The organism is Sphingobium sp. WTD-1 (genome assembly GCF_030128825.1).
In the GTDB taxonomy this organism is placed as follows: domain Bacteria; phylum Pseudomonadota; class Alphaproteobacteria; order Sphingomonadales; family Sphingomonadaceae; genus Sphingobium.
The window spans coordinates 2,807,709-2,830,956 of sequence record NZ_CP119127.1 but is presented as its reverse complement, the minus strand read 5'-3'; the positions used below and the strand labels follow the sequence as shown (position 1 = coordinate 2,830,956).

The 23,248-nt window shown below is 62.9% G+C and carries 23 protein-coding genes; 14 read left to right on the top strand and 9 right to left on the bottom strand.

What is annotated here, in order from left to right; genetic code table 11:
• Positions 1 to 288 precede the first annotated feature (288 nt).
• Positions 289 to 549, top strand: a complete 261-nt coding sequence (locus N6H05_RS14055; RefSeq protein WP_284110056.1) for a hypothetical protein — start codon at positions 289 to 291, stop codon at positions 547 to 549.
• A gap of 188 nt (positions 550 to 737) precedes the next feature.
• On the opposite strand, the gene N6H05_RS14050 is transcribed toward N6H05_RS14055, so the two are convergent.
• The 4 genes from N6H05_RS14050 to N6H05_RS14035 all read right to left on the bottom strand — a co-directional run bounded on the left by N6H05_RS14050 (position 738) and on the right by N6H05_RS14035 (position 3,912).
• Entirely contained in the window at positions 738 to 1,721 is a 984-nt protein-coding gene (locus N6H05_RS14050; protein ID WP_284110055.1) for a DUF2493 domain-containing protein, read from the bottom strand.
• A 216-nt stretch (positions 1,722 to 1,937) separates the two neighbouring features.
• Positions 1,938 to 2,348 carry a DUF6117 family protein gene (locus N6H05_RS14045; RefSeq protein ID WP_284110054.1) on the bottom strand — a complete coding sequence of 137 codons (411 nt, stop codon included), beginning with the start codon at positions 2,346 to 2,348 and terminating at the stop codon, positions 1,938 to 1,940.
• 11 nt (positions 2,349 to 2,359) lie between these two features.
• On the bottom strand, positions 2,360 to 3,370 hold the full coding sequence (locus tag N6H05_RS14040) for a DUF2493 domain-containing protein (RefSeq protein ID WP_284110053.1): 1,011 nt from the start codon (positions 3,368 to 3,370) through the stop codon (positions 2,360 to 2,362).
• Between the two features lie 83 nt (positions 3,371 to 3,453).
• Positions 3,454 to 3,912, bottom strand: coding sequence for a DUF736 domain-containing protein (locus tag N6H05_RS14035; RefSeq protein WP_099232352.1), 459 nt, complete (start codon positions 3,910 to 3,912; stop codon positions 3,454 to 3,456).
• A gap of 284 nt (positions 3,913 to 4,196) precedes the next feature.
• On the opposite strand from N6H05_RS14035, the gene N6H05_RS14030 reads away from it, so the two are divergent.
• The gene (locus N6H05_RS14030; RefSeq protein ID WP_284110052.1) at positions 4,197 to 4,424 is read left to right on the top strand and encodes a hypothetical protein; all 228 of its coding nucleotides are present in this window, start codon (positions 4,197 to 4,199) and stop codon (positions 4,422 to 4,424) included.
• A 139-nt stretch (positions 4,425 to 4,563) separates the two neighbouring features.
• The gene (locus N6H05_RS14025) at positions 4,564 to 4,839 is read left to right on the top strand and encodes an HU family DNA-binding protein (RefSeq protein ID WP_284110051.1); all 276 of its coding nucleotides are present in this window, start codon (positions 4,564 to 4,566) and stop codon (positions 4,837 to 4,839) included.
• Between the two features lie 97 nt (positions 4,840 to 4,936).
• Here the strand turns inward: N6H05_RS14025 and N6H05_RS14020 are convergent, their stop codons facing one another.
• Positions 4,937 to 5,275 (bottom strand): hypothetical protein, encoded by a 339-nt coding sequence (locus tag N6H05_RS14020; RefSeq protein ID WP_284110050.1) that lies wholly within the window; start codon positions 5,273 to 5,275, stop codon positions 4,937 to 4,939.
• A 187-nt stretch (positions 5,276 to 5,462) separates the two neighbouring features.
• Between N6H05_RS14020 and N6H05_RS14015 the strand changes: the two genes are divergently transcribed.
• From N6H05_RS14015 to N6H05_RS13980, 8 genes are all read left to right on the top strand, one after another.
• Positions 5,463 to 6,815 (top strand): tyrosine-type recombinase/integrase, encoded by a 1,353-nt coding sequence (locus N6H05_RS14015; RefSeq protein WP_037522502.1) that lies wholly within the window; start codon positions 5,463 to 5,465, stop codon positions 6,813 to 6,815.
• 110 nt (positions 6,816 to 6,925) lie between these two features.
• Positions 6,926 to 8,590 carry a hypothetical protein gene (locus N6H05_RS14010; RefSeq protein WP_048939653.1) on the top strand — a complete coding sequence of 555 codons (1,665 nt, stop codon included), beginning with the start codon at positions 6,926 to 6,928 and terminating at the stop codon, positions 8,588 to 8,590.
• Positions 8,591 to 8,592: 2 nt separating this feature from the next.
• Entirely contained in the window at positions 8,593 to 10,701 is a 2,109-nt protein-coding gene (locus N6H05_RS14005; protein ID WP_048939652.1) for a site-specific integrase, read from the top strand.
• Positions 10,698 to 11,066, top strand: coding sequence for a hypothetical protein (locus N6H05_RS14000; RefSeq protein WP_010409068.1), 369 nt, complete (start codon positions 10,698 to 10,700; stop codon positions 11,064 to 11,066). The genes N6H05_RS14005 and N6H05_RS14000 overlap by 4 nt, the downstream gene beginning before the upstream one ends.
• A 1,245-nt stretch (positions 11,067 to 12,311) precedes the next feature.
• A complete protein-coding gene (locus N6H05_RS13995; protein ID WP_048938958.1) occupies positions 12,312 to 13,154 on the top strand; it encodes a hypothetical protein in 843 nt (280 codons plus the stop codon).
• Positions 13,151 to 13,885, top strand: a complete 735-nt coding sequence (locus N6H05_RS13990; RefSeq protein WP_048938957.1) for a DUF4410 domain-containing protein — start codon at positions 13,151 to 13,153, stop codon at positions 13,883 to 13,885. Before N6H05_RS13995 ends, N6H05_RS13990 begins: the two co-directional genes overlap by 4 nt.
• Positions 13,848 to 14,045 carry a hypothetical protein gene (locus N6H05_RS13985; RefSeq protein WP_125988448.1) on the top strand — a complete coding sequence of 66 codons (198 nt, stop codon included), beginning with the start codon at positions 13,848 to 13,850 and terminating at the stop codon, positions 14,043 to 14,045. The genes N6H05_RS13990 and N6H05_RS13985 overlap by 38 nt, the downstream gene beginning before the upstream one ends.
• Before the next feature lie 22 nt (positions 14,046 to 14,067).
• Complete coding sequence (locus N6H05_RS13980; RefSeq protein WP_048938955.1) at positions 14,068 to 14,487, top strand: hypothetical protein; 420 nt, start codon at positions 14,068 to 14,070, stop codon at positions 14,485 to 14,487.
• A gap of 13 nt (positions 14,488 to 14,500) precedes the next feature.
• Here the strand turns inward: N6H05_RS13980 and N6H05_RS13975 are convergent, their stop codons facing one another.
• From N6H05_RS13975 to N6H05_RS13960, 4 genes are all read right to left on the bottom strand, one after another.
• On the bottom strand, positions 14,501 to 15,835 hold the full coding sequence (locus N6H05_RS13975) for a TolC family outer membrane protein (RefSeq protein ID WP_048938954.1): 1,335 nt from the start codon (positions 15,833 to 15,835) through the stop codon (positions 14,501 to 14,503).
• Positions 15,832 to 18,927 (bottom strand): efflux RND transporter permease subunit, encoded by a 3,096-nt coding sequence (locus tag N6H05_RS13970; protein WP_199909693.1) that lies wholly within the window; start codon positions 18,925 to 18,927, stop codon positions 15,832 to 15,834. Before N6H05_RS13970 ends, N6H05_RS13975 begins: the two co-directional genes overlap by 4 nt.
• Entirely contained in the window at positions 18,924 to 19,997 is a 1,074-nt protein-coding gene (locus tag N6H05_RS13965) for an efflux RND transporter periplasmic adaptor subunit (RefSeq protein ID WP_063976908.1), read from the bottom strand. Before N6H05_RS13965 ends, N6H05_RS13970 begins: the two co-directional genes overlap by 4 nt.
• Positions 19,998 to 20,136: 139 nt before the next feature.
• Positions 20,137 to 20,547 (bottom strand): hypothetical protein, encoded by a 411-nt coding sequence (locus N6H05_RS13960; protein WP_048938952.1) that lies wholly within the window; start codon positions 20,545 to 20,547, stop codon positions 20,137 to 20,139.
• 224 nt (positions 20,548 to 20,771) lie between these two features.
• Here N6H05_RS13960 and N6H05_RS13955 point away from each other — a divergent pair, with 224 nt between their 5' ends.
• The 3 genes from N6H05_RS13955 to N6H05_RS13945 all read left to right on the top strand — a co-directional run bounded on the left by N6H05_RS13955 (position 20,772) and on the right by N6H05_RS13945 (position 23,188).
• Positions 20,772 to 21,029, top strand: coding sequence for an EF-hand domain-containing protein (locus N6H05_RS13955; RefSeq protein WP_053094351.1), 258 nt, complete (start codon positions 20,772 to 20,774; stop codon positions 21,027 to 21,029).
• Between the two features lie 81 nt (positions 21,030 to 21,110).
• Positions 21,111 to 21,848: a response regulator gene (locus N6H05_RS13950; RefSeq protein ID WP_048938951.1), complete on the top strand. Its 738-nt coding sequence runs from the start codon at positions 21,111 to 21,113 to the stop codon at positions 21,846 to 21,848.
• Entirely contained in the window at positions 21,842 to 23,188 is a 1,347-nt protein-coding gene (locus tag N6H05_RS13945) for an ATP-binding protein (protein WP_048938950.1), read from the top strand. The genes N6H05_RS13950 and N6H05_RS13945 overlap by 7 nt, the downstream gene beginning before the upstream one ends.
• Positions 23,189 to 23,248: the final 60 nt, after the last annotated feature.

Sequence of the window (23,248 nt, the reverse complement as noted above, 5' to 3'; positions counted from 1 at the left end):
TTGGCACCGGCTGGCACCTAGCTGAAACCCGCAGAAAACCTCGCGATTCGCACCCGCAGCACCCGTGCGTACGGTGCATTACAAAACGCCTTGGGCGTGAGTACCCCTTCCGCAGCGCCCCGCCGCTGCGCCAGCCTCGTGCCGGAAGGCGCGGGGCTTCCCCGAAGGGGTCACTCTCCCCGGCGGCACGCCGGCCGATTTCCCGATTGTCACAACGAGTTGCGTTCATGGGAATGATCCTCGATAATGGAATTGGCGGGCAGACCATCCGACTTGAAAGGATGATCAATGCCCAAGTTGAATGATCGTGACCGGCTTGCCGACCTCGAAGCGCGCCATACGAAAATAGCGCAAGAGATTGTCGAAGCCCGCCGCGCTTTGCGCGGCAAATATGCCTCCATCCTGAGCGACATGGAGGTGGAGAAGCTGACCGAAAAGGACTTTCGCGCCCTTGTCCAGCACGCGATCCGAGTGGGTGGGCCAGCCTCTATCACGGCACTGAAGGACATTGCACCGACCGCAAAATCTCCACCGGAAAAGCGCCCATAGGGCGTCCCTGCGACGAGCACGGCGAAGCCGCGCGCAGGAGGCCCGCGTTCCTCAAGAGCGCGGCATCGTTGCCCGACGGGACGGGCGCGCAGCGCCTGTCCTTGAGGGCAACGACATAGAGCGACAGACAAAAAAATGCGGGAGCTATCGGGCCTGAACCCGACCGCTCCCGCATATCATTCGTGACTTCAGGACGCCCAGTGCGCAGGGCCGCCATAGAGCGAGAGTAGTACCGGCGCGACACCGATGGAACGCATCACCCTTACCAGTTGAGCCTGAACCCCGCTCCCTTCAGCGACGATTGCCTCGACGGGCCGCAGCCGCGCAATCTGGTCGTTGCGCACGAACCCGGCACGGTTCCCCCACCGTCCCTTGTCGATGCCGAGTTTCACCACCGGCGTCTTCGTCTTTGCCGCCCATGCCTCTGCAATCGCGTCGCCGCCGCTATTCTGCGCGGTGGTGAGCAGCACCATCTGCGGCCGGGTCGCCTTTGCCCTCGTGAGCGCCTTCCAGATCGGCTCAGGGTCCGCCCACTGGCTGCCGCCCGAAAAGACGACCAGCGGCCCTTCAGGATGATGCTGCCCGATCCGGCGCTGGCGCCGCGCGGCCAGATAATCCGTCCCGCTGATGACGCTCGCTGTCCGCTTGGAGGACACCAGCGTCGCCCTGGGCGCTGACCAAGGCTTGCCGGTCTCGTTGTGATACACCGCCGCCGCATGGTCCCGCATACAGGCCAGTGCGTCCGCGGCCTCGTCGAGAAATGCCAGCTCCTCGTGCGCGCGCTCCAGCTCTACGGCGTGGATTTCGCTGCCATCAGCCTGCCGGAGAAGGTCGCGCATCTGTCTTGCTGCCCCGTCGGCTTGACCCGCTGCCTGATCGCTCACTCGGTGGAAACTGTGGACGATGCCCCATGCGATGCGTCCCGCTACTTTCTCCAGCCTGCTGTCCCGCAGAACATCGAAGAGCGTCGTGACGATCAACTCGACCGCGAACTGTACTTGGGTCGCGTCAGGCATTTGACCGGTGCGTTCTTCGTCGTCGCTGCTGACCCGGACGCCATCGAGTTCCGTCTCGAATGCTTCACGAAAGCTGTCGGACGTGACCGCGCTTTCCTCGGCAATGAGGGCTGCAATCTCGGTGAAACTGCGGACGGAACGGAATGTCTTGGTCATGAGAACCTCCTTTAATTGAAAGAGGTTCTTCCCCCTGCACGGGCTCCGAGTGACGGGGTCAAGGATCGGGGCGCAGCCCCGACCGCGAAGCGGCGATGGGGGTCACGATTTTTTTTGGCACGCGCCCCTCCCGGAATGAGCGGACTGCCGCCTGCCTGCCAAAAAAAATGGTGGGGCCCCGTCGTCCTTGAGGCCGGCGCTGTCCCCGTGCCACGATTAAACGACTTGAGAGAAGAAGTGTGGCTGCGCCCCAGGGGGCTCGACGCCCCCTGGGGCGCTATGATCCTCGCGCGACATGTGTCCAAGCGCCCGTCTGACATCGCCCCGGGGCACGCGCGCCGCCAAAAAAATGGGACCGCGCGCCCGAATAGCTGCCGTCCCAGGGGTCGATTTGAACTCCGTCGTTCGCCGTCCGATCGGCGACCGGTAGGCGTCGTAAGGGTTGCCTTCCGCGAGATGGCCGAACGGGGTCATGAGATAGGCCCCCTCCTCCCGCCCGACTGCGCATATCACGTAACGCGGTTCCCCGGATGCTGCGTCCTGGCATTCCATAAGGGCAAGATTTCCATCTTCCGCAGCCCGAAGGAGCGTCTGGAAGTTGGCGCTGAGATAGTCCGGTATCGCCATGCTGTCCTCCCTCAATGGCTGCGGCGGAAAGCGCGCGTTGGGATCTTCACGGCATCAGCCGCCTGGTCCGCCTTGCGCAACGCGTGGATCGGAACATTGGCCTGGCGGAGCAGCTGGTAGAGATTGGCCTGTACGCCCGAGCCCTCGCAGAGCACTGCCTCGACCGGCTTCAAATCAAGGATCTTGCGATTACGAGTGAAGGCGGTCTTTCGCCCGGTTCCATATAGGCCATAGCGCACGACGGGCACTTCAACGCCGGCGCGAGCAGCCCAGGCGGCCGCAATCTGGTCCACGCCGCGACGCTGCCCGGTCGTAACCAAAGTCATATGGGAAACCCGCGCATGGATCGCGTCAAGCCGCGACCATATCGCCTGCCAGTCGTGCCAGTCGGAAGGACCGGTGACAACCACGATCGGCCCCTGCGGCAGGTGACGTTCTCGCTGTTCCAGCTGGCGGGCACGTAGGAAGTCGACCGCAGCGATCTGGCTGGCGCTCGATGCAGAAGAGGCTCGCGTGCCTTTGGCCGGTGACCAAGGCCAGCCTGACTGCGCCCGGTACATTTCTGCGGCATAGTCGCGCATGCATTCAATGGCCTGCCGCTGCTCGGCGACCGATTGACACTGAAGCTGCTTTTCTTCGAGCGAGCGCGCATAGATCTCGCTCCCTTCGGGGTCTCGCGCCAGTTCCCCCAGTTCCCTCGCATAGCCGTCTTCACGCTTTTCGAGTTTCCCGGCGAGAAAGTGGAAGCTGTTGACGAACCCCCACGCGATATCGGGTGCCAAAGGCTCCAGACGGGTACCGGTAAAGAGGTCGAAGATCGCAGCGATGATCCCACCGCACTCTGCCTGGGCCGCGATCGGCTCCGGCATCTCATGTTCCGCGGGCGCGTCTCCGGGCTCGGCGATTGTAAGCGGCATTGGGTCGCCAAAGGCCGCCTGATATTCCGGCGTCGCAACCATTTTTGCGTAGAGGGTGGGCAAGTCAGCAAATCGATCGATGCTCTGGCGCAGGGCGGTAGCCATGGTGCGCATCCTTTCCAAAATCAACGGACAAAAAGAAAGGCCGGAGGAGGCTGTGCTCCCCCGGCCCATGACGCACAAAAACCTCAGTGAGGCACTTCGTCGTCGAAATCGCTTCCGCCCATGTAGCTGCCATCCATGCCGGCGGTGCTCGCACCGAACCCGCCCATGGCCTCGCCGCCCATCGCCGGACGTTCCGAACGCTGGCCGCCGCCAAAGCCGCTCAGCGCATCCCGACGCCGCCATGCGACCCGGTAGCCTTCAGCGTCGCTGCCGAAGAGAGCGATCGGCAGCGGTTCGGCCAGGCTCGGATCATCGAGCGATCCCTGGAGGAAGCATTCCCCGGTCTTGTTGGCAGTCGCCTCCCACAGCGCACCGATCTGCACCCAGCGCTGCCCAACATTGAGTGCGACGATCTCGAAGACCGGCGCGCGCTCATTGGTGCTTTCGACCGGCCGGAGCCCCAGGCGCGGCAGGTCAATCGAACGGGTCGCGATATGACCGATAAGACGACCGTTCACGGGCTTGATTTCACCGATATTCATAACCTCAACTCCTTGGAAAAGCCGCTCTCGACCATCCGAAAGCGACACTCTCCAAGATCCTTCTCCCCTCTCACACGCGGCGCATCCGTCCGGCGCGACCGCCGTTCCCGGAGGAGCCCTCCTCGCCCCGAACTCCCGCCCGGCCGTCGATCCAAAGAGCCAGACAGATCCCGCATGACCCTCGCCATTCTGATTGGCCGGCCAGAAAATTGCCGCCGATCTGGCGAAGGTTGTCCGTGCATACCCTCCGCGCGTCCGATATCCACCAATGTGGAGGTACCAATATGGATCATTCACCCGAGCGCGAACTGCCCAACGAGCTTGCAGGGGTCCGGGATACGCTGGTCAAATGTCTGGATGTTCTCGATCGGTATGGCGAGCATTTAGCGGCGATGCATGTCGGCATAGGATATGAGTGCCTGATCGGCGCACCCACGACGATGGAGCAATGGTACATGATGACCGGTCGTGGGCGCGACGGCGAGGATCTTGAAGACGGTAATCAGCACTGACCTGCCGGGAAGCGCCTTCTCCAGGAGGAAGACACGCCGCACGATGAGCAACCTAATGCACCATCCTCCCAACAATCAGGCTTCAAACCTGGGATCGCAGCCACTAAACCGAGCGCCTCTCAATCTATAAGGATGCGACATGAACAATAGCGATCTGGCCGAAGCCCTTGCCGGCGAACATGGCCTGACCAAGGCGGATGCCCGCAAGTACGTCGATGCCGTCTTCGCGCAGATCACCGGTGCCGCTGCCAAGGGCGACGAAGTCTCGCTGAACGGCTTCGGCAAGTTCAAGGTCAAGGACAGCCCGGCGCGCGAAGGTCGCAATCCTTCGACTGGCGCGACCATTCAGATCGCCGCGTCAAAGAAGCTCACCTTCACGCCCGCCAAGGCGGTGAAGGATCAGCTTAACGGCTGATATTCCTGGAGGCGTCACGGACGCGGGACGCCTCCACCTAAAACCATCGTCTCGAGCAGATATGCTCCATGAGTCGCCCATATTCAGGTCATTTCCCTCATGCGGCCTTCTGATCGATGCCATCGAGGAATCGATCGATCCATTGCCTGATGGGAGGCCGGGCATCGAGTGACACTCGCGCAGCCCCCTCCTGAAACGAAATCAGGTCTGGTGGGGCATTCGCTATAATCTCGGCGATCGCGTCGTCAGAAAGCAATCCCTCCTGCCGAATGAAGGCGGTCATCGAACCAGGCCGCGCCTCGGCGCCGCGCCGCCCCAATACAGGCTTGCGCCACAATCCATCAACCTCTCGAAGACGCGGTGCCGCCCGTGCCTCGATGAGAATGATAAGCCGGAGATAATCCTCCGGCAGGCTGCGGACCTCGTCCGGCTTCATGGCCGCGCAGAAGAATTATGTCGCCATTGAGACGATCCATTCCCTTTGACGGGATAAGGATATTGTCCCATTATCGATCGGGTCGGGGCAATAAAATGGAAACGCCCAGTGTCATGTCGAGGGTTCAGTGCATCTTTTCCCGTTCGATCCTTGGCTCGGCGTCGAGCCTATACTTCTTGATGGGACGATGATCCGGCCTGCGCTTGATGACTCCATAAAGCAGGACGCAATCAAATACTTACCCGAAACAAATCTCCCTTCTCTCCTTCATTCCGACGGAAGCCCCGTTGTAGAAGTCAATTCGTTCATCACGTTCCTGCGATCCGATGGCGTGTCCCTTGCCAGCGCAGGCCACTATGCTCGAGATCTTCAGGTCTTTGCCCGTTACCTGCGGGATGCGCGTTCAAAGTCGTTACTCGACGCATCGAGTGCCGACGTAGGGAAATATCGCAGCCTTCGGCTCGAAGGGCCGGGCGAGCTCCGACTATCGGGATCGTCTTGGAAGCGCACCTCTGCGGCGCTAACGCGGTTCTATCAATGGGCCGCCAGCGAGGACGCAGGACTGATATCAGTTGCGCCGAAAACCAGATTCCGCCGTGATGGCGCGGTTGCCGAAGATACGATCCGCATGATCCCGCTCGAGGATTACGTTCTGTTCCGAGACCAAGGCCTGCTCGGTGGGGGTTACGCGAACGGCATCACTCACCGGCGGAATCCGATGCGCGATGCCGCGTTCGCCGAGCTGCTTGTGACGACAGGGGTTAGGCTCGAAGAAGGCGCAAGCCTTCTGATCGGTGAGCTTCCGACGACGAACGCCCGCGTCTTTCACGGCTGTCGCAGCACCATGATCGACCTGCCCGCCAGAATCACCAAAGGGCGCAAACCTCGATCAGTGCCGTTCCCGAGGCGGGTAGCCAGTAACTTCATCGACGCTTATATTCGCGAGGAGCGGAGCCAGTTGGTCGATCGCTGGCGACGCGCGGGTGGGGTCCGGACCATGCGGCAGCCGCTCATCGGCACGCTTGCAGGCGGGCAACGCGTTTTGATCAAGGGCGAGCGGCGCCCTCGATCACTGGCGACTCTGCGCATCGACGAACGACGCAACCTCCTATTGCTGCCCGGATCGGGCGCACCATTGGAAAGTGCGCAGCCGGCAGCATTGTGGCTGGCGCAGGACGGCCAAGCCCTCACCCCCGCGGCATGGCAGTCGATATTCCGGCGTACCAGCAAGAAGTTGTCGGAGGACATGGGCTGGGACCTACACGTATCGCCCCATACCCTCCGGCATACCTTTGCCGTCTACTGGCTTACACACCTCGTCAAAGCGGAAGTGATGAGGCTCGACGATCGATCTGTCCCGGATCGAACCGAGGAAATCTACATGAAGGTTGTCAGCGACCCCTTGCGCCGGGTCCAGCGATGGCTGGGTCACGCCAGCGTCCTGACCACTGAAAAATATCTCACCTACCTCGATGAAGCCTTCGAAATCGTAGATCAGGCGGCCGAGGCGCTGGACTCTCGTCTGATGGGCTTCTTCTAGCAGTGGGTCGCCCTCGCCTCTCGTTCCGCGATTTACCTCCGCAGCAGGATGAGGAGCCGCGAGCCGACGCGATCGTAGCCTATCATCATCGTGACGGTGTCGGGCGCGAAATGACCTGGTTGCTGCACGAGGTGGGGAACGAAGGCCTGGGTCGCGATCTTGCCTTGTACCTTGGGCCGATGATGAACGAGCTGTTCGCCGGCCTGGCCGTCCCGAGTGTCGAACAGTATCGACAGAGCTGGATCCCGCTCGGGAAACATCTGTCCTCCAGCGGGCGCCTCAACGGGGGGCTTCGCGTGATCACGGCCGCTGACATCGATGCCTGCGACGTTCGGGGTCAATACTCCCGGTTCCGTTGCCTTGTTCACGGCCTTCGCGCGATAGACGAACGAAACCCTGATCTGCTTCGTCCGGATCTGAAGGCGCGGATCAACTTCACGAGCCGGCACAACGGAACGGCATTACGGCCCCGCGAACCGTTGACACCGTTCGTCGCTCGCGTCCTGAAAGACGCCGCTGATCGCAGCGTGGTAGCTACACGCGAAAGGATCTTGTCGGGCCGCGAGCAGATCGAAGCTTTGCGAAACAAGCCGGAGAGGAGCCGCTTTGAGAATGTGTTCCTGAGGGTCGCCGACGGCACGCGCCCCGCTCGAAGCGAGTTCGACATGTTCAAATATCGCAAGGTTGCCATCGCCGCGGCCAGCGATCTTCTCGTTCTGACCCTGCCTGATGCGATCTGCTTCATCATCGCCATCGCGCTCCGGGTCGAAATGCCGATAGAATGCCTGCGGACCCTGCGGCGCGACTGCCTGAAGAACCCCGCGAGAGGGTACGTCTCCATTGAATACACAAAGGGACGAGGCGGCCCCCGCGCGAAGATCAAGCGCGAACGCGTGCGTGATGGTGGAATTAATACGCCCGGCGGACTCGTTCGCCTTGCCCTCGAACTATCCCGACCCGCCGCCGAGCGAATGGCCGATCGAGGGGACCCGAATGCGGATTACCTGTGGGTGGGCTTCGTTGCAGCCGGACTGCCGAGCTGGCGGCGGTTCAGCCTTTCTACCCACAACTTCTATGCCGCGATCAGGAGCCTTGGGCTCGTCGACGAAGCGGGCAAGCCGATAACCAAGATCGTTCCCGCCCGGCTAAGGAAGACGGTGAAGCGGGACAATTACTTGCGCCACACAGGCCACCTTCGGCGCTTCGCGAGCGATCACTCGAAGCCAGTTGCCGCTCGGCATTATGCCGCGGTGGACGGGCTTCGAGAAGAGCATGCACGCTCGGTAGCGGTCGCTGAAGGTCAACTGTTCGACATGGCGATGATGCCGTTGGTCCTGCCACCGAAGGAGGAAGTCAGCGCGCTCGCATCCGGCCTCTCGATCGGAAACCAAAAGCTCGACGCAGGCGCGGTCGCGTCGTTGGTCTCAGGCGATGCCGATACGTTCCTTGGCATGTGTTCCGGCTTTTGGTCGAGCCCTCTTGGGCGGAACGACAACGGCTCCTGCGCCACCGCGTTCACCGGCTGCCTCCATTGCTCGAATGCAGTGTTCACCGCACGAAAACTGCCTGCATTGCTGACCTATCTGACATGGCTAGCTGAACGGCGCGCCGTCATGACGGAAGCGGAGTGGCACGAGCGCTACAGCGCCGACCATAATCGAATTATGGTACAGATACTCCCCGTGTTCGACGCTGGCGATATCGAACAGGCTCGGTCCACGGCGGAAAATGCCGCTGTGGCGCCAGCGCTGCCGCCACATCTTCAGCGGGGCTGAACATGCGTCGGGTTCTGGAACGTGCCGAAGCATCTTGGCGGATTGACCGTTCGGCATTGGTGATTCCGCCCCAGATGGTCGTGAGTGGCCGTGAGCAGCAGAATATCTCTCTGGTCGGGGACGATAAGTGGCTGCTCGAATGTGCCATCGCGCGGCCGACAAAGGCCCATGAAGCCTGTATCTGCTTCGGTCGGATCGCCGATGCTGATGAGCGGGAGCTCATACGAGAATACCTGTTCCTGTCTTTAAACTACGACTCCCGAGACAATGTGCGCGGCCGCCTCGGCGTCCTGAAACCTGGTTCGCTGATGCAGGTCGGCAATATAATCCGGCATTTTCTACAAGAAGTGCGGGAAGCCGGACTTCGACTCCACGAGATCGATCAGCCTTGGCTGGATCAGTGGCTGTCCGCGAAGCGGCACCTCGCACCGGCAACTCTTGTCTACAAGATCCTCTGCGTACGGCGACTTGCGCTCTATACGCCCTCCCTGTCGTTCCGGGGAATCGAGATAGCTCCTTGGGGTAACCGTTCAGCGACTAGGATCGCGGGATACCGGGGTGGCCGAGAAAATGTCACACCGCGAATACCGGAAGCCATTAGCGCGCCGGCGTTGCGGTGGGCCATGTTCTACGTCCATCATGGGATCGACGATCTTATCGCCCGACATCGTATAGCTGGCATCAACATCGCCGCGCGTCGGCAGAGAGTGTCACCGAAACTAAGCGACCAGCGCCTGCGCGCTTATTTGGATGCGCTTGAAGCATCGGGCTCTGGAGTACCGGCGACCCAAGATGGTCGACCCGCGTGGCCAGAAATCTGCAAGGCCAGCGGCCTCGGCGTGGCAGTGCTGAAGGCACGCTCAGCTATGCTCGAGAAGGCAATCTCGCAACTCGGAACCGAGCGCCCAGGCGCAAGCAGTGGTTGGGCCAGCATGCCAGGAACAAACATTGCGTGGCGGTCGCATCTTCCCAGCTTCAGCAGCCGTTATACCTTCATACCGGCGATAGCCGCGTGCTATCTCGTAATCGGCCTATTATCAGGAATGCGCGGCGAGGAAGCGGCCGCGCTCAAGCGTGGTTGCCTCAGACTCATGCGCGACGAACATGGGAAGGTTAAGGGCTACGAACTCGTCGGAAGAATCTTCAAAACCCGTAAAAACGTCGACGGCGCTGAACATCGCTGGACCGTGATAGAGCCTGTTGCCAGGGCCGTATTGGCAGCAATACGGTTGCAGGACTATCTACACAACAGCGCCGATCGAACGGAAGCGCCGCGAGATGATGAGCCCCTGTTCAAACCGGCCTTGATTCGGGGGGTGGGCAATGTCCAGCTTACGGCGCATCAATCGACCGTATACCTGAATTACTTTGCCAAAGAGTGTCGCCGGCTCGCCGAAGAAATGGCAGCGGCGGCGCCCGCCGAAGCCGACCGCATACTGGCACTTTATCATATCCCGGACGAGGGTGATGAACCCTGGCGGTGGCGCACGCGTCAGCTCCGCCGCACCCTTGCATGGTACATCGCCAGTCAGCCCTTCGGCGTGATCGCGGGCATGATACAATATGGGCACGCGAGCGCCATGATGTTCGAAGGCTATGCGGGCACTTCCCAATCCGGCTTCCGTTCGGAGATCGAAGAGGAACGTCGCCTCGCTCAGCTCAGCGATATCGTCGAGATGTACGAGGACTGGAAGGCAGGGATCAATCCAGGCGGCCCCATGCGATCGAAACTCGTCGCCGAATTTACAAGCATCAGAAACAAGATCGGAGATCTGCCCGGCACGGTCGTTGATGATCGGCGCCGCGCAAAAATGCTCTCGAACACCGCCGTCACGCTTCATCCGGGTTATATCAACGACTGCTTCTTCTATGCCGACCACGCCCTCTGCTTGAAGGTGAAAGGAGCTGAGGCGCAGCCGGCATTTACGAGGTGCCAGCCTGCTCGTTGTCCGAACAGCGTGGTGGCGAGGCGGCATGTGCTGGCTCTGCAATCATGCATCGCAGATGCCGAGACCATGAAAAATGGCAAGAACATCAGCCCGATCCAGAAACACGCCATTGAGGCACAGATCGATATTTACAGGCAGTTGCTGGAACAGGTCGAACGATGACGACGAAAGCGAACCCTCCCCGGAAATCGCAAGCCACCGTCGCGCTGCTTGACGCCTATAACCGCTTGCGCGACGGCAAAGGCACCGCGACGAATGGCAAGCTGAGCATAACCAATGTTGCGCGCGAGGCGGGGGTCAGTCGAGCGACGGCCTATCGATGCTCCAAACTTCTCGCTTTGTTCGATGAAGCTCCGAAGCCGCCGAAGGCTAAACCACAAAGCACGAGCGGCAAGGCCGAGCTGCGAAACGTGATCAACCAGTTGCTCAATCGTATCATCATGCTGGAGGCTGCGTTGGAAGCCAAAGACGCGGAACTCCGGCAATTGCGCTCAATGCTGCCAAAACCACGGCCGGCCGACTCATGATGCGAGCAAGTCCTGAGGACATTACAATCGACGCCACGTTGCACGCTCAATTCGCTCTACGCTACATGGCGACGCGAGACCGCCACGGGCGGGCTACGCATTGAAGGCAGGTTCAGTGTAAAACCCTCCCCGCTTGCGCAGCACTGATCCTCCCCTGCACAACGCTTGATGGATTTTGGTTGGGCCCATCACTCGACGAAGAATTCCCTCAATCAACGGCCCGCCTGCGACCAGCAGCTTGAATGGGTATCTCGCATGTAAATGACCGCGATTGGCCGGTAGGCGACTGTCCGGTTCGGAGCCGGGATGCGTGGATAGCTGACGGTCGTTCGGAGTCGGCAACCGACCAAAATGCGTCGTTCACCGCTCGGGCTTCTAACGGCAGCTTGTTTCGGAACCTGCCGTTTGCTCGTTGCGAACCTTCGTGGCCGCCCAACAAGGGATTACAATCGCTGCGACACCGGTATGGCTTTTGGTCGATGAGTCGCGATGGAGGATCCGGTGCAGATCTCCAGGATAGACCTTCACCAAGATGATTGCCTCAACTCAGACTGTTACTAGATGATCGGCAAGAAAGGGCCTCCGCCGTCGATGGATCGTGAAATCGAAGATATGTCCCTACGCCTGAAGCAAGGGCTTCTCTGCCACGGATTGACCGTCACGGCCGCCCATTGAATGTTCCAGGTCGCCAGCACCTTCGATGCGGCGAGCAGCGGCAATGAGGTTCTGCTTTTAAAGAACAACTGGAACGACCGGTTCACCTGGATCACTCAGTTCTATGTCACGGTCGTCGATGCGGACGGCACGCGCACCCATGCCCTCCCAGCACGACAACGATGTTCACTACGTCCGGTAAGTCGAGCATGGACTCCCCATCAACGATCTCGCCTGCCATCTGAAGTGCCATCAAGATCCCGACCGAGATGGCGATACCCAACTCGGCCAGCACGCTGCGCATCCCCAAAGCCGACCGGGCGTCACAAAGATTTACAATCGTCGCCAACTCCTGTTGCCTGAAGGGCCGATAACAGCCTCAGACATCAAGGAGGCGGTTATGCGGCAGGACGATCGACACTGGACACGGATCATCCTGCGGCCCGATCCGTCCCCTTGATTGCATACCGCAATTTCCCCTTTGCGCTGGCTGTTGTCCCTTGCTCCTCCCCCTGGACGGCCAGCGCCGACGCGGTGCGGATCCTCGCCCCCCGGATCCGCACCGCGTCTTCTTGTTCGAAAGGCTTCACCATGAACCATTATCCGATCGCGGTCGCGACCGCATTGCTCGCCAGCGTGTCGACTATCGCCAATGCTGCCCCGGCCATGACGCTCTATCCACAGCAGATTGGCGCGGAAACGGCGCGCTATCAGCATGGCAGCGCGACCATTTCCCTGAAATCACCGACGGCCACCGTCGAAATTCGGCCCCTGCCGGTGGAAGACGGACGCGCCGCCTTTTCCATTGCCATCTTCAACCATGACGGCCGCCCCGCCAATCTGGGGATGGAAAATATCACCGCTGTCGTGAACGGCATTCCGACACCCGTTCCCACCTATGCGCAACTGGCGGAAGCAGCCGAGCGGAAGGCACGCCAGGCGAAGATCGGTACTGCGCTGTTCGCCGGCGTGCTGGCAGGCGTCGCATCCACCGCATCGAACCAGGGCAGCTATTATCGCCATGTCCGTGGCCCGCGCGGCGGCTTTACCCAGGCCATTCACTGGCAGGACGATACGCCTGGCGTGATCGGCGCGACGGCCGCGGTCGCAGGCGGCGCGATGGTGATCGGCGGCATCGACCGCAAGCTCGACTACACGCTGGACCAGTTGGGAACCCAGATCTTACAGACGACCACGATCGACCCCGGCAGCAGCTTTGGCGGCATGGTCATCCTGCCGATCGATCGGGACGCCGGCCATCCGGCCGATATCAGGGTCAATGTCGCCTTTGACGGCAGGGTCTATGCCTTCGGATTTCGCCTGACGCGCTCGGGCATCGGCGTGCCTGCGCCCGTGCCCGCGGCGGCAAGGGCGGACGCGCCCGGCGTCCAGGCATTGCCTGTCGACCTTGCCGGCGAAGGTGGCGGCGAATGACCATGGCGGAAAGGGGCCGGATGTGCGCAGCGGCGATACCGCTGGTCGGCGCCCTGCTGTTGTTGCCAGCGTGCGCCGGCACAGCCGTCCATGACCTCAGCATGGCGCCCGCGCGGTCGCAGCAGATACCCGGCGCCATTGGGGTGCGGGTGACGCTGGCGCCGGACATCCGGTCCGATCCCGATGCGGGCAAGGCCGCGCATCGTCTGCAGGCCGAACTGGTCAAGGCCTATCGCAAGGCTGGCCTCCCCGCCTCCGTCACGCCGGACGGGCAGCCCTCTCCCGGCGAAGCCACGGTAAGAGTCCAGATCGTCCGGGCGGACCCCGGCAACAGCACCGAACGGTTGCTGATCGGCTTCGGCGCGGGTCGATCAGCCCTGCTCACCAAAGCCTCGTTCGACATCGCCGGACAAGCCGGCCCGGCCATGTCCTTTTCCGCCACCGCCAAGGATGGGCGCAAGCCCGGCCTGATCGTGCCGGGCGCTGTGGCGGCCGCCACCGGCGAATTGTCGCGCCTTGCCATCGGTGGTGGCGTCAGCCTGCTGGTGGGACGCCGCAGCGGGCTGGACGGAGGCGCCAAGCGATCCGCCGCTCTCATCGTCAAGCAAACGCGGCAATTGTACCGCGCGTCCGGCTGGCCCTGGCCATCCGACAAGGGCTGCCCCTCCCCCTCTTGCCAGCAAGGTTCCCGCAATGAAGATGCATCCCCCCATCCAGCCGCCGCTTCCTGAAATTCCGCTGGTCGACAATATGTTCGCACCAGAAATATTAGCTGGCGGCCTGACCGGCCTGTCACTGCTCAACGGCATCGTGACGGTCACGCTGGAAAATCCAAGGGCCGACCATGGCCGCCCCGATCCCGGCCTGGAACGTGTTGCCCCGATAAGATGATCTTGCCCCGAAAGGACAGCCCATGGCTGCGACATTTTCCTTCAGCATTCAACAGCAGCTGGTGCTGACCGCCGCCCGTCAGTGGTGTCGGGCGCGGCACCTGCACATCCCTGCCCAGCCGCATCTCTACCGCAAGCTCGCCCGCCACGGTTGCGGACAGCTGGCTCCCGCCTGCGACAGCCTGATGAGGCTATCCGAACTCGTGCTGGGGCATCCGTTTCGCTGCGGTGCCGGCCTGGCCCTGTCGGAGGATGAATGGCGACTGCTCGACATGATCGAAGGGCGCGAGCGCCAATTGGTCCACGAATGCAGCGTCGCGCTGGCGAGCGCTTTCCGCCATGCCATCAGGTCGCTGCACATCATGATAGACATGGCCTTTAACATCGACAGCGGCGAGCCGGTGAAGCGTACCGTCGCTTCGACCGGCCTGATCGCCGCCTGATCGCCAGACACGATCATTTCATCAGCGCATTCACTCCGGTCAGCGTCTCATCGCCCAGATCGCCGGTCGCGGCGGCGAGCTGGAGCCGGGCCGTCATATAATCATATATGGCCTGACGCCGGTCGCGGTCGGTCGAAAAGCTCTGGCTCTGCGCATTCAGGACATCATCCTGCGTGCGGATGCCTACCTCCCGCCCGGTATTGGCGGCATCCTGCTGCAAGCCGGCCGATCGGTTCGCGGTGTTCAGGGCCGCTATGCGGCGCGCGCCGGTCGATACGGCATGCCAGGCCTGCTGCGCCTGAAGACGAGCATCCCGCCGCGCGGCATCCAGGGCGCGCTCGGCCTTGACGGCGTTGGCGCGGGCTTCCCGTTCCTTCGACTGAATCGCCCCACCGGCATAGAGCGGAATGGTGATACGCAGCCCGGCCGACGCCGACTGGATGCGGTCGGGAATGATGCCATTGCCCCCTTCCCCGCCCAGCCGATACTGGCCCTGATAACCGGCGACGCCTTCGACGACGGGGCGTCCCGCAAGGCCGTAGCGGTCGATATCGGCTCCTGCGGCCTTTGCCTGATGCTCGGCCGCCTTCACCAGCGGCGACTGACGCTCCGCCTGCTCGATGGATGCTTCCAGCGTCACGAGCGGCAACGGCGCGGCGAAATTCCCGGCGGGTCGGTCCAACCCTTCCGCCGGCAAGCCCGTCAGTTCGGAAAAATCGGCACGGGCATAGGCCAACTCGGCCTCGGCGCCGATGCGCTGTGCTTCACTCGCGTCGCGGCGGGCCTCCGCCTCGCGCACGTCGGTGATGCGCGCGCGCCCGGCATCGAAACGCGCCTGCGCAGCGCGCCGTTGCTGTTCTGCCGCATCGACCTGTGCCTGATAGGAGCTTAGCCTGTCCTCGGCCGCCAGCACCTTGAAATAGGCCTGCGATACACGAAGGATGAGTTGTTGCTGCTCGCCGGCAAACTGCACATCGGCGCCGGCCGCCTTTTCGCGCAGCTGGATCGACTGTGCATGTTTAGATGCATCATACAAAGGCTGAACCGCCTGCACGCCAACGGTCGCCCGGCCGCTCGATCGGCTTCCGGTAAAGACCGGGTCCAGTTCTTCCGGGAAACGGGCGTTGGTTTCTGTGACATTATATTGGTATCCGCCCTGAAGCTGTACGCTGGGCCGCTTGAGCGCCCGCGCCTGAACGGCGGCCTCCTGCCCCGCGTCGCGCTCAGCCTGCGCGCCCAGATGATCGGGATCATGCGCCGCCGCTGCTTGCCATGCCTCCATGAGGTCGGTCGCATGGGCGGGCGGCGCGAGCATGGCCGCTGCGGTACAGAGGAAAAGGCGCTTCATGCGGAAATCTCCTGGCTGTCGGCGCGATGCTGCGGGCGGTCGAAGACCAGCTCGTAGAGCGCGGGCAGGACGATGAGGGTAAGGATGGTGGCGACCATCAGGCCGCCCATGATCGCCCAGGCCATCGGCCCCCAGAAGGTCGACCGGGTGAGCGGGATCATGGCGAGGATGGCGGCGAGCGCGGTCAGCAGGATCGGGCGCAGACGATGGACGGCGGCTTCGCGCACGGCCTCCCGCATCGCCAGGCCATGGCCCGACAAGGTGTCGATCTGCGCGATCAGGATGACCGAATTGCGCAGCACCATGCCGAACAGCGCCAGCGATCCCAGCATGGCGACGAAGCCGAAGGGGATGCGGAACAGGGCCATGATGAGCGCCACGCCGATCAGCGCCAGCGGCCCGGTCGCCAGCACCACCAGCATCCGCTTCACATTCTGGAGCTGGAGCATCAGCAGGATGACGATCACGAAGATGGCGAAGGGCACGGCGGCCATGGTCGCCTTCTGGTTGATGCTGCTCTGTTCTTCCGACCCGCCCTTGACGATGGAGGCGCCGGACGGAAGATCGCGGCGCAGCGCCTCGATCTGCGGTTCGATCCGCTTCGTCAGGTCGCTTGCCTGCTCGCCTTCGACATCGGCGGAGATGGTGATGGTCGGCTGACGGTTGCGCTGGTAGATGACGGCCGGTTCGCTGCCCGCCGATACATGGCCAAGCTGGGCCAGCGGCACTGCGCCATTGGGGGTGGAGATCGGCAGGTTGGCGATGCGACCAAGGTCGGTCCGCTCCGCCGCACTCAGGCGAAGCACCACGTCGAGGGCCAGATCGCGATCCCGAAAGCTGGTGGTACCCGCCCCGCCAATCGCCGCCTGCAACGATTGCTGCACCGCCTGCGTCGACAGGCCGATCGCGCGAACCTTATCCTGATCCAGGTCGATCCGAATGGCCTTGAGCGGTTCGCCCAGATCGCTGTTCACGTCGCGCGCGTGACTGTCCGCACGGATCAGTTCCTCCAGCTTCTTCGCGACCGGCACGATCTGCGCAAGGTCCGGTCCCGCCACACGATACTGCACGGGCTGGCCGACCGACGGGCCATTTTCCAGACGGCTGACACGGCCGCGCGCTTCGGGGAAATGCATGGCGAACAGGCTCTGGATGCTGGCGATCACGCCTTCGCGCGCTTCCTCATCCCTGGTCTGGAGCACGAGTTCGGCCAGCGTGATATCGGGCGTCTGGACATTGAGCGGCAGGTAGAAGCGCGGCGATCCACCCCCGACATAGGCAGTGGTGGACACCACCCGGTCATCGCGCGCCAGCAGCTTTTCCATGCGGGCGGCGACGGCCTGCGTCTGGGCGAAGCTTGCATTTTGCGACAGCTGAAGGTCGACCACCAGTTCGGGTCGGTCGGACGCGGGAAAGAATTGACGGGGCACGCCGATCTGGAACAGCAGCATCGACCCCAGAAACATGGCGAGCGCGACCGCCACCACCGTCTTGCGCCGGTCGAGGCAGCGGTCGAGCACGCGCCGGAACCAGCCGTAGAAGCGGCCTTCATATTGTTCTTCGGGCTCTCCCGCGTCGTCACGCGCATCCGCGCGCTGGGGCAGCAGATGATAGGCGATGAACGGCGTGAAAATGACCGCGACGATCCACGACAGGACCAGCGAAATGGCGATTACCTGAAACAGCGAGATCACATATTCGCTGGCTGTCGCCTTCGACATGGCGATCGGCAGGAAACCGGCGACGGTGATGAGCGTGCCGACCAGCATCGGCACCGCCGTCACGCTATAGGCGCTGACGGCCGCCCGCGTCCGGGTCCATCCCGCCTCCAGATGCGTCGCCACCGCCTCGACCACGATGATCGCGTCATCAACCAGCAGACCCAGCGCAATGATGAGTGCGCCCAGCGAAATGCGCTGAAGGTCGATGCCTATATACAACATGCACAGGAACGTCATCGCCAGCACCAGCGGGATGCACAGCGCCACCACGATGCCCGGCCGCCAGCCCAGCGACAGGAAATTCACCGCCAGCACGATGACGATCGCCTCGATCAGCGATGTCGTGAATTCGCCGACGGATTCGTCGACCACATGGGTCTGGTCGGACACGGTATGAATGCCCACGCCGACCGGCATTTCGGACTGGAGGGCAGCGATCGTGCGCTTCAGATCCTCGCCGAGGCGCGCGACGTCACCGTCCGACCGCAGGCTGATGCCCACACCGACCGCGTCCTTCGCTCCGAAACGCATCCTGAACGTCGCAGGATCGACCGGCTTGCGTTCGACCCTGGCTATGGCGTCGAGCCGAACGCTTTTGCCGTTTGCGACGATCGGCGTTGCGGCAATGGCCTCCACCGATGCGAAATCGCCCGTCACCTGCATCCGCACCCGTTCCGCGCCGGCCTCTACGATCCCTGATGCAGCGACCGCGTTGGTGGTGTCGAGCGCGTCGGCTATCGCCTGCGCAGAGATGCCCGACATGGCGAGACGCGCACTGTCATAGGTGACATAGATGGCTTCATCCTGCGCGCCGATGATCTGCGTCTTGGCGACATCGGGCAGCGCCTGGATACGGTCGCGCAGCGTCTCGGCATAGCGTTTGAGCACCGGATAGGAAAAGCCGTCGCCCGTGACGGCATAGATATTGCCGTAGGTCGTGCCGAATTCGTCATTGAAGGCCGGTCCGACGACCCCGTCGGGCAGGTCCGCGCGATTGTCGGTCACGGTCTTGCGGATGCGATACCAGATATCGGGGACGGCGCTGCTCTTGACCGTCGATATGAGCGTGACGTTGAGCGTCGCCTGACCCGGTCGGGCCTTGCTCTTCACATAATCGATCTCGGCGATATTCTCGGTCAACACCGTCTCGATCGGCTTGATCACCTGTTGCGACATCTGCTGCGCCGTCGCGCCGGGCCAGCCGACGGTAATCATCATCGTCTTGACGGTGAATTCGGGGTCTTCCTTGCGCCCCAGCGCCATGTAGGAAAACAGGCCCGCAACGGCCGCCAGCACCAGCAGGAAGCCGACCATCTGCTGATGGGTGAGCGCCCAGCGGGACAGGTTCATGCCCTTCATGTCGATGCTCATGACTGCGGCACCTGCACGATACGAACCTTCTCGCCCGCACGCAGCAGATGCACCCCGGCCGTGACGATGGTCTCGCCCGGTTTCAGGCCGGACCGGATGGTCAGCATGTCGCCCTGCGCCGCGCCGATCTGCACGGCGCGCGGCTGCACCACCATCGTTCGCTGGTCGAGCACCCATGCCTGTGCGCGCCCGTTGGATTGCAGCACGGCGGTCAGCGGCACCCGGACGGCGGCATCGCCGGCATCGCCTTCGACCCGCAATTCGGCGGTTTCGCCCATCAGCAGCGCCTGTGCCGGCGCATCGACGGACAGGCGTGCCGCAAAGGTCCGCGTCGCGGGATCGGCAGCGCCCGATATGCTGCGCAGTCTGGCGGCATAATGCCGGCCCGGGCTGCTCCACACGCTCACGCTCAATCGTGAGGCGGACCGGACCCGGTCCAGACTGCCTTCCGGGAGCGCCACCGCGATTTCCGGCCGGGACGGGTCGGCCAGCGTCACGATCGCCTGTCCCGCGCCCACGACCTGACCAACCTCACCCTGAATCTGCGTGACGACGCCGGCGCGCGGCGCCGTGAGGACGGTGCGGCCCAGCTGCGCCGATGCCGTTCCGCTCTGGGCGCCGGCGGCACGCAACTGCGCCTGCGCCTGAACGGCCGCCGCCTTCTGCTGATCGAACTCTGCGGGGGAAATGAAGCCCTGCTTCAGCAATTCGCGCGACCGCGCCAGATCAGCCTGCTGCACGGCGGCGGCGGTCCGGGCCGAACCGCTCTGCGCCGCCGCGCTGTCCAGCGCCCGCGCATAATCGCTGTTGTCGAGACGCAGCAACGTCTGGCCCGCATGGACGCTGCTGCCAAGGTCGATCCTGCGCTCGACGATCCGGCCCGCCACTTCGAAACCGATCTGGCTTTCGAAGGCGGACCGGATTTCGCCGGCATAGGTTGTGCCGATGCCGGCATCGGCGCCGATGCGCTGGACGGCCACGGCACGCCGTTCATCCCTGACCTGCGGCTCATCCCGACAGGCCGGAAGCAGCAGCAACGCGATCGGTACGATATGGGCAAAACGTGCCATTCCATCCCCATGGAAAAAGGCCGCCGAGGCAGGCCGGTTCATGCAAGGCCAAGGGAATGGAGCAGGTCTGCAACCATCTGATACGCACTTTGTAACGCTATGTAACAGGCTGGCGGCGCTAGGCGCGCGTTCAGCCTGGTCAGTCGCCGATAGTGCCGGACCATGAGGCCGACCCGCCATTGGGACCGGTCATGTTGCGATGATAGGTTGCGGTCCCGTCGCCATTGGCTGTCGCGCTGGTCGATCGCCCCCAGCTTTTTCCGCTGTTGGTCACATGACTGGTGGAGCCGTGGAACTGCCCGTCCTGCGCCTGATACCCGCGCTGGCTGCTGAAGCCACGTCCGTCATTGGTCTGGACATTGCGACTCATGGCTGCCTGCCCGCCGCCGCGCGAGGCGTTGTAGCTGCTGTGCAGCCCTCGCCCATTCGGCCCCTGCACGTTGCGGCTGTGGCTATATTGAAAGGAACGGTTGCGGGCTTCGGCCGTCGATATGCTGGCTGCGATGGCCAGGGTCGAAACGATGATCGTGGTGAATTGGCGCAATGTCATGATGCATACTCCTTCTCCGCGTCAGCAAAAGGCGCGGGACGGGACATGTCGCACCGCGCCGTGAACGGCCTTGCCGCATAATGTGTCGGATATTTGCAGCGGGATCGGGCGCCGGATCGCGCTGTTACAAACCGTAATCTGTCTTCACCCGGGGGTCGAACATGCTGCGGTGGCGCGCGCTATATCGGCCACGCTCATTTTGGGCCTGATACAAGGAGAATGACATGAAATATCTGACGAGCGCCCTGTCGCTGGCCGCCGCGGTCATCGCCCAGAGCCCGACCGCCATGGCGCAGGATGCGTCGGCAAAGGCCAGGGAAATGTTCATCAAGGCCGACACCAATCAGGATGGCGCGCTGTCGCTGGAAGAATGGAAGGCGGCCGGTCGCCGCGATCGTGGTTTCGCGATGATCGACGCCGACAAGGACGGCAAGGTCACACCGGACGAACTGCGCGCCGCCGCCGCAAAACGTGGCAAATGATCAATTCCCCCTGGAACCATGCTAGATGGTTCCGGGGGCGCTGCACCATCGGCACAGGCGCTGACGACAAAGAGGTATGGCATGGTGGCCGAAACGCAGGCATCAAATGGCAAGGTCGCGATTGTCGAGGATGATCCCGGCATTCGAGATCTGGTGCGCATGTTGCTGACCCGTGAGGGGTTTGAAGTTCTGGCCATGGAAAATTCGGCCGGTCTCGACGTCGATGGCGTGCTGGAACGGCTCGATTGCCTGATCCTCGACCTGATGTTGCCCGGCGAGGATGGGCTGGAAATATGCCAGCGCCTGCGCGCCCGCTGGCCGCGCCTGCCGATCCTGATCGTCACGGCGAAAGACGATCCGATCGACCGGATCATCGGGTTGGAAATCGGCGCCGACGATTATCTCGCCAAGCCGTTCAACCAGCGGGAATTGCTGGCGCGGCTGCGCTCCATCATTCGCCGGACCCGTGACATAGACACGGCCGCCAGCGAGGAGAATGGCGACAGTTTCCGGTTTGACGGCTGGCTGCTGCGCCTGGGCGCGCGCGATCTGACCAACCCGGCGGGCGAGCCGGTGGGCCTGACCACCAGCGAATTCGACCTGCTCCATGCGCTGGTGCTACACCCACGCCGCATCCTGTCGCGCGAACTGCTGATCGACTGGACACGGGGCGGTCATGCCAGTCCGGTCGATCGCGTCATCGACGTGCAGATGAGCCGGCTTCGGCGCAAGCTGGGCGACGATCCGCGCGAACCCGTGATGATCCGCACCGTGCGGGGCGACGGCTATCTGTTCGCACCGGCCGTCACCCGATGCTGAAGCTGCGCCCGCCCCGGTTGCGAGAGCGGATAGGCCTCATCGTCCTGCTCCATCTGCTGGCCATGATTGCCGTCATTCTGCTGTTCCTGGAACAGACGGACATGCGCAAGATGGCCCCGCTATATCGGGTGCCCGTTCCCGAAAAGGTCGCTTTGGTCGTCACCGCATTCGAACGCACGCCGCCCAGATCGCATCCCGATCTTGTCCGCGCCTTTTCCGATGCGACCATGCGCGTCACCATGCTGGCGGCACTGCCTGCGGGCCAGGCATCCTCCGCCACGCCCACGACCCTGTCCCGCTATCAGGAGGCTTTGGGCGGCAGGCCGTTCCGCATCGAAACATCAGGCGACATCGGCCCCGCAGACCTCGACATGCGCCCCGCCGTCACGATGAACCCCGTGCGGATATCGGTCGCCCTGTCCGGCGGCGATGCCATTATGATCGAACAGATGGTCGCAGCGCCGCTGACCAAGATCGTCAACAATCTGATGCTGTTCCTAGCCGCCGTTGCGATTGTCGATATCGCTGTCATCCTGTGGCTGGCCGCGCAGACGACGCGGCCTGTCGAACGGCTGGCCCGCGCTGTCCGCGAGGACAGGCTGGATGCGCTGAAGCCCGACGGCCCGCGCGAGATCGTGGAACTGGGCGAAGCGTTCCGGCAATTGCGCCAGCATCTGCGGACGCTGCTTGATGAACGAACGCGCATGCTCGCGGCCATCGCACATGATTATCGCACCTATCTGACCCGCATGGACCTGCGCAGCGAATTTATTGAGGATGACGAACAGCGTGCCCTCGCTGGCAAGGATATCGAGGAAATGCGCGACCTGCTGAGCGACACGCTTACCTTCGCACGGGAATCGGCCGCGACCGACCTAGACATGGCGACATGCGACATTCGCGCCGAACTGGCGCTGGTCGCCGAAGAGCGCCTACAGCGCAACCAGCATGTGGACGTCGCGCCCCTGCCCCATGCCGTCCATGCCCATGTCTCCCATATTTCCTTCCAGCGCATGATGGCCAACCTGCTGGACAATGCGGTTCGCTACGGCGGCGGACAGGCGCGTATCCTTGTCGAACCCGACGGCCCGTTCATCCGCATCATGGTGGAGGATGACGGCCCCGGCGTACCCGAACCCAGCCTGCCGCGCCTGACCGAACCGTTCGAGCGGCTCGAGCCGTCGCGCGCGCGCAGGACGGGGGGCGTGGGCCTTGGCCTGTCGATCGTCCAGGCACTGACCCAGCGCTACCGGGGCGACCTGGTGCTGGAAAATCGCGCGGAAGGCGGGTTTCGCGCCATCCTGTTGCTCCGCAGTGCAGGAGGAACCGGACCGGCATGACCGACACGGACTGATACATGGCACCCGACCGGATGATGCAAAGGCCATCCATATCAGGCT